The organism is Streptomyces sp. NPDC088707, assembly GCF_044752725.1.
In the GTDB taxonomy this organism is placed as follows: Bacteria; Actinomycetota; Actinomycetes; order Streptomycetales; family Streptomycetaceae; genus Streptomyces.
Window position 1 is genome coordinate 557,942 of record NZ_JBIVLV010000004.1, and the last position, 13,300, is coordinate 571,241.

The 13,300-nt window shown below is 66.3% G+C and carries 3 protein-coding genes; 2 read left to right on the plus strand and 1 reads right to left on the minus strand.

Annotation, left to right across the window (positions count from 1 at the left end):
• Positions 1–1,492: 1,492 nt before the first annotated feature.
• Complete coding sequence (locus ACIP84_RS16335) at positions 1,493–4,984, minus strand: DNRLRE domain-containing protein (protein ID WP_401798328.1); 3,492 nt, start codon at positions 4,982–4,984, stop codon at positions 1,493–1,495.
• 664 nt (positions 4,985–5,648) lie between these two features.
• Between ACIP84_RS16335 and ACIP84_RS16340 the strand changes: the two genes are divergently transcribed.
• Both ACIP84_RS16340 and ACIP84_RS16345 read left to right on the plus strand, forming a co-directional pair.
• Positions 5,649–12,917 carry a polymorphic toxin-type HINT domain-containing protein gene (locus ACIP84_RS16340; protein WP_401798375.1) on the plus strand — a complete coding sequence of 2,423 codons (7,269 nt, stop codon included), beginning with the start codon at positions 5,649–5,651 and terminating at the stop codon, positions 12,915–12,917.
• Positions 12,907–13,245: a hypothetical protein gene (locus ACIP84_RS16345; RefSeq protein ID WP_401798329.1), complete on the plus strand. Its 339-nt coding sequence runs from the start codon at positions 12,907–12,909 to the stop codon at positions 13,243–13,245. The genes ACIP84_RS16340 and ACIP84_RS16345 overlap by 11 nt, the downstream gene beginning before the upstream one ends.
• Positions 13,246–13,300: the final 55 nt, after the last annotated feature.

Here is a 13,300-nt window from a genome sequence, read left to right on the forward strand (position 1 = left end):
GAACCTGCGGATCGACCACATCCGGGTGTCCTCGCTCTCGGAGAAGCCGAGCTGGGCGTGGATGTCGAGGATTCGGCCCTGGAGCCTGTCGGCCTCAGCAGCTCGGCGGGGCTGTACTCATGTGACGGCCCTACCGCCCCCAGCGAGCGCCGTCGTGAACGGGTCAGCCCCCAAATCCCGGTGGAGGGCTATCCAGCCGTGTGCGGGGAAGGCGAGTGTGTCGCCTGGGTGGGTCTGTGGTGCGGGTGACTTTCTGTGGGGGCTCGACTGTGGGGCCGTTGTGGCCAGGCGGCGGGTGTGTGGGTGTGCGGAGGTTCGGTGGAGAGTAGTGACCAGGTCATGCGGCCTTCGTCGGAGGTGTCGGTGCCGCGGCTCACTGTTCCGGTGACAGCTGTGAGTGAGGCCAAGACGGTGCCGTGGTCGTGAGTCCCGGTGTGGCTGAGGACGACGATGAGGAGCAGTCCGTTCTGGTCGGCCAGGTGGATGCTGAGGCGTTTGCCTTCACGTTCACGGCAGCCTCGACGAGAAGCTTTACGGTTTGCTCCAGGAAGCTGTCTTGGGGGTGGCTGTAGTGCCAGCCGCGTACGGTTCGGTCACCATGCGGACTGCCTTGCCTGCCGCCCAGGGGTCGGATGTGAGTACCCCGTTGCGGACGCGCCGGTTCCTGACAGCCATACGGGGGCGCCGGGTCTCGAGCGGGCCTGGCCTGGTCCCGGCAGGGGGAGCGTGCTGCTGACGGGCTTCGTCTTCGGCTCGGGCCGGGGGAGTTCGACCGGTTTCTTCTGCGGAGGGGGTGTGCGAGGCGGATAGCTGGGCGGGACTTTCGGACCCTTGTTCTCCGTCGGCTCGTTCAACGGAACCTCCTCGCACGCTGTCTGACGCCTCTACCCATCGTGGCAGCAGTTCAGGGCTCCTGGTTGCCACTTTGCTCCGTGCGTCCGCGAGTGGAGAGGGGCTGGGCCTCTGATGAGGGTATGAACGCATGGACGGTACGAGCCGCGCGCGTTGCTGTGGGGGCCTGGCGCGCGGCCTTTGCGGGGACAGTGCCCCCGCGGCCCGGCGGACGCGCTGGGGCGTAGAGCTGGCCGGTGAAGCTCCTTGCAGCCGAGGGCGCGTTCGTCACGAAGTCATTCTCTGTCCCGGCGCTCGGCCGAGCACTGCCCGGCCCCGCCGCGCTGACCGGCTTCTCCCCGCGCCCGCGGGGTTCGTCCCCTCGGTACGTGCGTCCACAACCGGGCGCAGGCCCTCTCTCCGCTCGCGAGGGGATGGCCCCGATGACCGGGCTGATACGGATCTCGGCGAGGGCCTGCTCCCGCTCACGCGGGGACGCGTGGTTCTTCGGCGTGAGGGGCAGGCCCTGTGCTGGGACGGTGGAGTTGTCGTCGGGACGGCGCGGGAGGCACCGCAGGCCGCCCCTTCTGGGAGCGGCCCGCGTGATTGCGCGGCCACCGCTGGTGGTGGCTGAAGCGCCGATGTGAGGTGAGGTGTGGGGTTAGCCGAAGGCGCGGGTGCCGGTCCAGTTGACCCAGCTGGCGGTGGTGCGGGTGCCGTGCTTGTTTGTTTCTCCTGGGTAGAAGTAGAGGGTGCCGTCGGTGGCCATGGCCCAGATGTCGGGTGTGGTGGCGGTGTCGCGGTCGACGTCGGGGGTGCCAATGACGAAGGGCATCTGGGCAGCGTTCCATCCGCCGGTGCCGTAGATGGTGTCCTGGCCGGTCAGGGAGCTGGCTTCGGTGGCGAGCGAGGCGAGGTCGACGCCTGTGCCGGAGGGCTTGCCCTTGCGTAGGACGAGGCCCTTGTCGGTGACGGGGCCGCGGAAGAGGAGGTCGGGGATGTTGTCGCCGCTGAAGTCCGCGACGGTGACGATGTCGCGGTCGGTCCAGGTGCCGCCGGTGATCAGGCGGGCTTCGGTGAAGGAGGCGCCGGTGTAGCCGATGAAGGCCCACAGTTCGTCGCCGGACGTGGCCAGGACGTCGGGGAGTTTGTCGCCGGTGATGTCGCCGGTTGCCTTGATCTGAGTGAGGGAAGCGGGGGAGGGGGCACCGGCGGGGAGGAGAATTTCACGGCGTTTGGTGACGTTGACGGCGCCGTATCCGTCGCCCGGGTACATCCACAGTTTGCCGCCGACGCGGACGATGAGGTCTTCCAGGCCGTCGCCGCCGTAGAAGTCTCCGTTGTGGGTGATGAGGGCGCCGTTGAAGTGTGCGGAGGCGGGGGCGATGAAGATGGGCAGGCCGTCGCCGCCGTTGGGGTCCTTGTTCGGGTTGAGCTGGTAGGCGCCGGACATGGAGTAGTCGAGCTTGCCGGTGCCCTTTGCTGTGGTGGCGGTGCTGCTGAGGGCCTGAGAGGGGAACAGGCGCAGGTTGTTCTGGCCGGTGATGGTGAACAGGTCGGGCAGTGTGTCACCGGTGACGTCGCCGGGGAGGTCGGCGTTCTCGCGGGGGGTGACGTAGAAGAAGTACTTGGTGGGTTCGGAGACGTGCCCGGTCTGGTCGACGGTCCGTGCGTACAGCACGTTGGGACCGGCGGCAGGCGGCTTGACGCCCGAGACGGTGGTGACGGTGGAGGTCAAGGCGTTCGTGGGGCGGGTGACGTCGATGGGGTAGTTGTTGGCGTTGAAGCCGTACTCGAAGCGGATGACGTCGGTGTCGAGGGCCTGGAACTTGAAGGTTCCGGTACTGCCGAACTTGATCGTCGACCAGTTGGAGTCTTCCGGGTCGTTGCCGAAGGTGTTCTCGTTGCCGTCGGCGTTGGGGAACTGGTCGGAGGTGACCCGGGGTGGCTTGGGGGCGGTTTCGTCCCAGATGAAGCGGCAGGGCACCTTCGGCATGTAGGCGGAGGAGCTGCCGGCGGAGTCGACGGCCCGGACCGACCAGGAGTAGACGGTGTTGTTCACCAGACCGGAGGTGGAGAAGCCGGGGGTGGTGCGGGTGGCGGCGGCGGTGCTGCTGCCGACGGAGACGGTGCCGGTGGATTTGAGCATGTCGCCGGTGGTGGACCACTTGTTGGTGGGCCACAGGGCGAAGTCGAGGTAGTCGAGGTTGCTGTCCTGGTCGGTGGAGCGGGCGGTGAAGGTGAGGCTGGAGGAGCCGACGCGGACGTAAGGGGGGTTGGTGGTGCACTTGAAGTCGGGGCCGAGATCGAGGTTGGTGGGGGCGGTGGGGGGCCGGTTGTAGGTCAGTTCCAGATAGGGGGCGTTGTCGCCGTCGGCCTGGAACTTCTTCCACGCGTACTGCGACTTCTCGTCTCTGGCACGCATACCGAAGGTGATCATGCTTTTGCCCTGGTCGGCGGCTTTCTGGGCGGCGCTAAGGACGTTGAATGTCTCGTAGTCGTCGCGGCAGTTGGTCTTGTAGCCGTGGGCGAAGCTCCGGGCGGGTGCGGCCAGGTTGGAGTCGGTGAGGGGCGGGGCGTTCTTCCAGTTGGTGCGTCCGTTGATGGGGCTGGTGACGTGGACGGACATGGCGCGAGCGCTGCAGGACCAGGAGTACGTCTCCAGCATCCGCAGGGTGGCCTTCTGGATCTTTGCGCCCTTGAGGTTCTTGTCGTAGGAGATGTTGAAGTACGAGCGCGAGGTGCCCCAGGTGTCGGACTCGAAGCCGACCCGTGCCTCGTGGGTGCCGCCCTGGTTGAAGTCCTTGCCGTTGAAGAACGTGGCACTGGGGTGGCGGCTGTAGGCGGTGGTCCAGTCCTGGGTGTGCTTCCTGACCGTGGGGTCGATGAAGACGGGGTACGCGGTTGCCGGGTCGGTGAGGAAGTCCTGGCTGGGCGTGAGCAGCCAGGTGCCGTCGCCGAGTTCGGCTTCGACGATGTCGCCCCGGGACTCGGGGGAGGGGCCGTTGAGCAGGGGCAGGCTCAGCGTCGCGGCGTCACCGGTCTGGGACGGCGCCGGCGTCGGCTCCGCGGGAACGGGCGGCAGAGGCTGGTCGGTGATGGTGGGGGCGGCCTCGTCGGTGGCGGTGGGCAGTACCTCGCCTTCGGGGTCGACGTTGTCGTCGGCGAGGGCTTCGGTGCTCGTGCTGGGGCTGGGCTCCGGGGCACTGGTCGTGGCGGCCGGAGTCTCGGGAGACTCCGGGGCGGTCGGCTGCGAGGAGGCGCCGAGCTGGCCGTCGGTGACGGCCGGCGCACCGCTGCTGTCCCACATCAGCGGGGTCGGCGACAGCGCGACGTCCTGCCCGTCGAGGTCCTCCGCTGTCACGATGCCGGAGGACGAGTCGAGCCTGAAGGTGAGGGAGGGGGATGCCAGGCCGTACGACAGTTGCGCGACGCGCGGGTCGGCAGCGGCCTGACGGTTCTTCACGACGATGAGCTGGGCGAAGCCGTCGTCCTCGGCCGTCAGGACGAGGTCCGCGCCCGGGAAGATCTCCGGGTACAGGGCGCGGGACCCGGATATGACGGGAGTGGGGACGGGCCCGGGCCAGGTGAGCTGGATCTCGTGGGTCTGGGGGGTCTCCGTCGTGCCGCCGACGGTGAGCGTGACGAGCGGGCTGCCCGCCTCGCCCTCTGCCTTCAAGTTGTTGACGAGCGAGACCCGGTGCACCTGTCCGCGCGATGCCCGCTCCCCGCCAGGATTGCCGCCGGAGAACACGACCCTTGTGTTCGTGGCCGCAGGTGCCCAGCCCGCACCGGTCCGCTTCAGCGTCGTGTCGATCTTGTTCCACTCCTGGCCGACCTTGGCCCAGACCGGGGAGGCGTACAACTTCTTCGTCATCAGCCCGTCGGGACGCGCCCAGGTACTTGAGCGCGCGGTCCGCAGCGCGGTGACTTCGACGGGCTTGCCGGCCTTGCGAGCCAGGGAGGACGCCGACGCCTCGTCCACCGCCCGATCCGCCGACTTGGCCTTGTCATCGTTCGCTGGCAACGTCTCAGCCTGGTCGCCGGCGCCTGCCCAGAAGCCCGCGTAGGTGATGCCGCCCGCGGCGAGCGCAGCCGCGACCACCATGGCGCTCATGCGCCGTGCCGCCGGCCGCTGCCATGTCTGTCTCATCGGGGGAGGACCCTTCTTCCCAGCATTCCGGGCGCTGACGGCACCGGCTGAAACCACGAAGCCGGCCATGACGTCCTAGGGAGGGACTCCGGATCGAAGATCACCCCCGCGCGGGCATGGCTGGGCGAGCCGATGATGTCCCATCAACCCCGTCGCGTCACCCCGCAGGTGACGTGCGCAGGGACTGCCCCGTTTCGCTGCCAGGTAGCGGCCACTGGGCCAGGAATCGCCTAGGTGAAGGCGTTGCGGCTCGCAGGGCAGGTGGAGATCCCATGAAAACAGGACGAAAGATCGTCGCAATCGGTCACTTCGTGGCGTGATACACGTATCGCGTTCACTTGAGATCATTTCGCAGGTGACCTGCGTAAATACGCGATGGATCCGGAGCTGAGGCTTCAGTGATCATTCGATCGACTACGCACCGTGACAATCCTCACGTCTGACACGTCACCTCTGGAATTCCTTCACGTATCGCACGCAGAATCTGCGGGATCTGAAGTGCAATCACCTGCAGTCCGCCTTCCGGCTTCCGCTCCAGGTGGTTCGGAGGGACCTCGCCTTGTTCGCTCGTCACCGTCAAGCCCGCCGCAGGGTTCGGCGTACTGTCATCCCCGCGCTCGGCGCAGCGCTGCTGGTGGGTCTGCTGCCTGCCCAGGCTCTGGCCATGCCGCCGGATCCGGGGAACATCGAGGCGGGGCGTGAGCCCATCGAGGCCGATCCTCTCGAGTTGGAGAAGATCGAGCTGGACAAGCCCGTCGAGGGTGAGACATTCGAGAAGGATCTCGAGACGCTCAAGGCCGAGGTCCCCGCCGACCAGCAGCAGCCGCCGGCGGGAACGACGACGCCACCTGCAGCTGACACCGAGTCCTTCACCTTCGGCTCTGCTCCCGTCAGCCCCGCCTCCTACGCGCGGGCCACGGCGGCAGCAGTGGAAGGCAGCCTCACGAAGATCCCCAACATCCCCGTTCTCGCCGGACAGGCTGCCGGGCACCCCGCCCCGACCGGTACGTGGCAGTTCAGCGTCGTCGACCGCAGCAGCGAACTCAGCCAGGGCGGGGACGAGGCGCTCAAGGTCGGATCAGTCGTCATGGTCCAGGCTCCCGCGGCCGGCTCCGTTCCGCTCTCTGTGGGAATCGACTACTCCAAGTTCGAGAACCTCCACGGAGCCGACTGGGCCACCCGGCTGCGCCTGGTCCAGTTTCCCGAGTGCTACCTGACCACGCCCCTCGAGCCCGCGTGCCAGGAGTACGAGGAACTGGAGACGGTCAACGACCCTGTCTCCAACACCGTGACCGCGACCATCGACACCGCCGCCGACGGCACCGTCATCCCCGCCCTCGCCGGACAAGCCACCCCCGCGTCCGGTCCTGCGGTCATGCAGGCCGCCTTCACCACCGCCACTCCCACGGCCGCGGGCGGCGACAGAGCCGTCATCGGCACCGTCGACTCCGGTGCGGGCGCCGGTGGTTCCTTCAAGGCCACCCCCCTGGCCTCAAGCGGCAAGTGGTCCGCAGGCGGCTCCTCCGGCGCCTTCACGTGGTCCTATCCGGTGGTCATACCGCCCGCCCCGGCCGGCCCCGCACCGAACGTCACGCTGTCGTACAACTCGCAGGCAGTCGACGGCAAGACCGCAGTCTCCTCCCCCCAGGCATCGTGGATCGGCGAAGGATGGGACTACAGCCCCGGCTTCATCGAGCGCCGCTACCGCAGCTGCAAGGACGACACCCACACCCTCACCGCCGGCACCCCCAACAACACCGCCAAGGCCGACAAGACCAGCAGTGACCTGTGCTGGGTCTCCTACAACGCTGTCATGTCCCTCGGTGGCAGCACCACCGAACTCGTCCGCGCCCCCGCGAACAGCGACCCGGTCACCGACACCGAGATCTACCGCCCCCGCAAGGACGACGGCACCCGCGTCGAGCGAGTCGTCACCCCCGGAACCAACGGTGATGACAACGGCGAGTACTGGCGGGTGACCACCACCGACGGCACGAGATACCACTTCGGCCTCAACAAGGTCGGCGGCACCCACGCCGACACCAACTCCGTCTCCACCGTCCCCGTCTTCGGCAACCACCCCGGCGAACCCTGCTACACCACCACCTTTGCCTCCTCCCGCTGCGGCGCGGGTAAGCAGCAGGCGTGGCGATGGGGCCTGGACAAGGTCGAAGACGTCCACGGCAACGTCATGATCGTCAACTGGAACCAGGAGACGAACCACTACGCCGTCCGCGGTAAGCGCAAGGATGTCAAGCCCGAAGCGTACGAACGCGCAGCCAACCCCACCACCATCGAATACGGCCTGCGCACCACCGACCTGACCCGCCCCTCCGCCACAGTCGCCTTCGGCACCGACCAGCGCTGCCTGAAGACCACCGGCTGCGCAGAAGCCAGCTTCAAGCCCGGTAACCCCACCGCCTACCGCGCGTGGTGGGACACCCCCGGCAGCCTCAACTGCGCATCCGGCTCCAAACTCTGCCCCGGCTTCCCCTCCTTTTGGACCCAGCTCCGCCTCAAGACCGTCACCACCAACGCCACCCGCGCCACCCCCGACGGACAGACCAGCTTCGGCAAGGTCGACACCTACACCCTCAACCACTCCTTCCCCGAGGACTGGTACGACACCGCCCCCGGCCTCTGGCTCAACTCCATCACCCGCCGCGGCTACGCCCCCGGTGACACCGTCGGAACCCCCCAGTCCAAAGACGGCGTCAGCTTCGACCACTACACCGTCGGCAAGCGGTCACACGAATCCCTCCGCACACGCCTCCTGATCGGCGAGCAGCTCCCCAACCTCGTCGCCAGAGACAAGGACGACAAGCGCCCCGGCTTCACCCGGCCCCGCATCGGAACCATCGCCACCGAAGCCGGCGCCGACATCGAAGTCGAGTACATCGGCGGCTGCCAGTACCAGCCCGCCACCGACAAGGAACAGGCCAACGGCGCCTGCTACCCGGTGCGCTGGTCCCCTGACGGCGAGGAGAAGACCCCCGCCAAGGCCTGGTTCAACCGCTACGTCGTCCAGTCGGTCACCGAGACCGACAAGATCGCCAACATCTTCGGCAAGCCCATCAAGACCACCTACGACTACCTGGGCCCGGCATGGGCCAAGAACGACGACGAATTCCTCCGCCCTGCCCTGCGCACCTACAGCGACTGGCGCGGCTACCGCCGGGTCACCGTCACCAAGGGCCCCAAAACCACACCCCCCTCGGCGGCGCCCAAGCTGGGAGACCCGCCCCACGCGCCCGCCTCACAGTCACGCGCCACGACGCTCTACTTCCAGGGGCTCGGCGGCGAGGTCAAGGACTCGGTCGACGGCACCGTTCTCCTCGCCGATGACGCCCCCCAGTACGCCGGCATGACCGCCGAAACCCTCACTTTCCTCAACTCCGACACCGCCAAGACCTACTTCGACAATGACCCGGCCACCAAGCCCGTCTTCAAGAACCGGACTCGGACCTTCCCTGAATCGTCCCCACCCACAGCAGAACGAGCGCGCCAGGCCGAGGACGGCAGCAACCTGCCCGCCCTGCGCTCGTACCGCACAGCCGTCAAAAAGACCGACAGCATCCAGGCCGACGGCGCGAACTGGCGAGGCGTCCGCACCACCACCCTCGACCGAGACGACTACGGCCTGCCCACCGCCGTCGAGACCGCTGTCCTCACACATATCGGCACCACAGAGACGCTCTCCCAGCAGACCTGCACCAAGACGTCCTACGTCCACAACACCACCGCGTGGCTGATCGGACTGCCCAGCACCGTCCGCACCACCGCCACCACCTGCACTGACCACGCCGGCGCCGACAAAGCCACCGAACTCAAGGGCTCGGTCCAGAGCCGCTACGACCACCTCGACCACGGCGCCACCCCCACCAAGGGCCTCGTCACCTCCGTCGACGGCATCGACGGGACCGGCACCACTCACTCCGTCAGCACCAGCACGAAGTACGACGACCTCGGCCGCGTCACCAGCGTCACCGCACCCGAGGTGGGAGAGACCAAGACCCAGTACGACCCGCCCAACGGAGGCCCGGTCACCTCGGTCACCAACGTTAAGACGGTCAACACCAAGGACCGTGCCACCGTCACGACCTTCGACCCGGGCCGGGCTTTGCCGCTCAAGGTCACCGACCCCAACGGCCGCATCACCAGCACCCAGTACGACGCCCTCGGCCGCCTCATCAAGGGATGGTCCCCCTCCCGGTCCGCCGGAACTCAGACCCCCAATGTCGAAATCGCCTACCAGACGGCGACCGTCGCAGCCGACGGCAAGACCAACCCCGCAGCCGTCACCGTCAAGACCCTCAAGGACGACGGCAGCTACGCCCGGCAGACCACGCTCTACGACGGCCTGATGCGCCAGGTCCAGACCCAGTCCGAAGCCCACGGCCCCGGACGCATCGTCACCGACACCTCCTACAACGACCACGGCCTGGTCGCCGAACAGACCAGCGGATACCTCGTCAAGGGCGAACCCGCCACCGACCTGTTCAAGGTCAAATCACCCACCCTCGTCAAGAGCCGGGTCAGGACCGCCTACGACGGCATGGAACGCGCCGTCCTGCAGATCCCCTACCACGGACAGGCACGCCAAGCCTGGACCACCACCACCTACGGCGACACATCGACCTTCGTCGACCCCGCCGGCTCCACGGTCCCCTCGACCACCACGGTCACCGACGCCCTGGGCCGCGTCACCGAACTCAGGCACCACACAGCACCTGGCAAGTACCGCTCGACCACATACAGCTACGACAAGCGCAGCAACCGTGACACGGTCACCGACCCCGCCGGCAACGCCTGGACCTACCTCTACGACACCCGCGGCCGCGTGACCTCGGTCAAGGACCCCGACACCGGCATCACCCAGACCCAGTACGACAACGCCGACCGTCCCACCAGCGTCACCGACGCCCTCGGCCAGACCACCTACACCACCTACGACGTACTCGGCCGCGTCACCGCCGTGCACGAGGGCTCCAAGCTCCACGACCCGGTCAAGTCCTACACCTACGACCCGGCCGGAGCCTTCGGCCTGGCTTCCGAGTCCACGCGCCACACCACCAAGCCCGACGGCACCAGCAACGGCGACTACACCACCAAGATCACCGGATACGACGCCGAGTACCGCCCCACCGGCCGCCAGGTCACCATTCCACTCAACGACATGACGACCGGCCTGTCCGGCTCCTACACCTACAGCTACACCTACACCGCCACGGGAAAGCCCCTCTCCGTCACCCTGCCCGCCAAGGGCGGCCTGGCGGCCGAGAAGGTCATCACCCGCTACAACGAAGACGGCCTGCCCGAATCCACCTCCGGCAAAGCCTGGTACACCTCCGACGTCACCTACTCGCCGTACGGCGAAGTCCTCCGATCCGTCTCCAGCGCACAGCCCTACCGCGTCTGGACGACCAACTTCATCGACGAACACACCGGCCGCCTGATGCGTACCGTGACCGACCGCGAGAAGGCCGGCCCCCACCGCATCTCCGACACCGGCTACGCCTACGACGCCGCAGGCATGATCACCGCCAGCGCCCGCCAGGACGCGGTCACGGACACCAGCACCACCTGGGACAACCAGTGCTTCACCTACGACGCCATGGGTGAACTGGTCCACGCCTGGACCTCGAACATCAAGCCCAACGGAACCGGCATCGGCTGCAAAGCCGCATCAGGAACCACCTGGGGCTACAACAGCACCGGCACCCCCTCCAGCGGCCCCGTCGCCGACGCCGCCAACGCCGCGAACACCGAACCGGCAGGCCTGTCCAACGCCGCACCCGCAGCCGGCACCATCGCCACCAACACCGGCACCCCCACAGAGGCACTCACCGGAGCCGTCACCAGCCAGGCCGCCTACCGCCAGTCCTTCACCTACGACTGGATCGGCAACCGCGCCAAAATGACCGAGCACGACCCGGCCGGCGACACCTCCAAGAACGTCGCCTACACCTACAACCACAGCACCACCCAGCCCCACACCCTCACCTCCGCCACCTCCACCACCGCGGGCAAGAACAGCGCCTACACCTACAACCCCACAGGCACCACCAAAACCCGCGATCTCCCCGGCGGCACACCCGGCACCCCGGAACAGACGCTCCAGTGGACACCCGAGGACAAACTCGAGTCGAACACCGTAGGCAGCAACAAGACCACCTACGTCTACGACGCCGACGGCAACCGCATCCTCGAGAACTCTGACACCGGCAGCACCCTCTACCTCGGCGAAACCGAACTCACCACCGACTCCGTCGGGCTCATCACTCGCGCCTCCCGCACCTACGCTCAAGCCGGCGCACCCACCGTTGTGCGTACCAGCGTCGATCGTTCTGCAACCCACAACCTCAGCGTCCTGCTTACCGACCACCTTGGCACCGCACATACGTCCGTCGACGCTGACGGCACCCAGGCCGTCACTCGTCGCGCGTTCAAGCCCTACGGTGAAACCCGCGGTACCAAGCCCGCCGACTGGCCCGACAAGCGCAGCTACCTCGGCGTCGGCATCGACGACACCATCACCGGCCTCACCCACATCGGCGCCCGCGAATACGACCAGAACACCGGCCGTTTCATCTCCGCCGACCCCCTCATCGACATCACCGACCCGCTCCAAATGAACGGGTACACCTACGCCAACGGAAACCCCGTTTCTAAGAGCGATCCCACGGGCTTCGCCCCTGACGACTGCGCGAACAACGGCGTCAGCTGCTCGCCCAACTCGGACGGCTCATGGAACGTAGGAAAGACCAGCGAATACGCAAAATACAACGGGACGCCTGCGTCGGAGCTCCGGGCAAATAACGACCCCGATATTGCATTCAACGACGAAAGCGCCGCAACGGGTGACGCGATCGAGGCAGCAGCCGCCAAGTATCTGAAGGGGAAGGTTTACGACGAATTTATGCGTGCCTTCCGCGGTCAAGTCAACGATCGCGCTACCTCCTCCCAGTCGTTCTATGAGGCATCCGCAGACGACAAGATCTCCGACGCACTTAACCTGTGCGAGGGCCGGAATGCCATGAGCTGCTCGAAGGAGATGCGAGATTTCCTAGTGCTTCTGGAAATCGAAAAGGGCGTCAGGGCAGGCGCATTCGAGGGGGGTGGCCGTCCGGGTGGCGCTCAGGCCTCCAAAGCGTTCACGGCGAAGGTTCGGTCTCTCACACCCTGCAACAGTTTCGTTCCGGGGACCAAGGTCCTCATGGCTGACGGATCTGTGAAGCCCATCGAAGAAGTAGCAGTGGGGGACGAGGTACTCGCCGGCGACCCCAGAGACGGTTCTACGCAGTCGGAGACTGTCACAGCGGAAATTCAGGGCTACGGTCGCAAGCAGCTTGTCGAGATCACGGTCGATCATGGTGATGGGCCAGTCCGGATGATCGCTACAGCGGGGCACCCCTTCTGGGTTCCCGAGGCAGGTGAATGGATCGAGGCTGCAGATCTCACATCTGGCCAGCGGCTACGCACTAACTATGGCGCTAACATCCAGATAACTGAGGTTAAGCGGTGGACTAGTCCAAGAGCCAAGGTCCACAATTTGTCTGTCACCAACCTCCACACGTACTATGTGGTGGCGGGCGAGACTCCGGTACTGGTTCACAATTCCAACTGTCCCCTCACAATGTCTTCTGTCATTAGCGAGGATTCGGCGCTGGTGAAGGCCGCGCAGCAGGCGGGGAAGAATCAGAAGGTTCAGGCTGACCTGGACAGCCTGTTCCAGCAGCTGTCGCGCGGAAATATGAATCCGGGCCTCGGAAGTAAGGCGTTGGCCGGAACGGATGTCACCTACGCGCGAGGAAGGAACGGCGGTCGCCTGTTCTTCCGGAACGTTGACGGAGGGATTCAGGTCGTTGGGAAGTCCGATAAAGCGAACGAGTCCAAGGTGATTGCGAGGCTAAATCAGCTCTATGGTCAGTGACCCTCTCTATCACGTAGAGAACCAGCAGTTCAGCGCACTCTTCATGTTGGGCGCAGAGGACGACAAGGAAACTGTTGAGAATGTAGACGCGGAACTCACCCTCCCGGATGGGACACGGTGGAGCGCCACGTTCATGACGCTGAGAGCGATCGCGCAAGTGATGGATCGATGGAGGGAGACTGGAGAATGCTCCGGCGGGGCATATTTTCAGTGTCCCGATCTCGTGATCATTCCGGAGGGAGGTCTGGCTGCGATGCTGGATTTCTTCAAGGGGATTATCGATTCAGGCGGACCTGAAGGAGTCTTGCAGCTTCTGGGTGAAAGCTAGCTCGCCCGTAGGTGCTGTCGAAGAGTGAGGCAGGATGCCCCTTTCCCGATTGGCG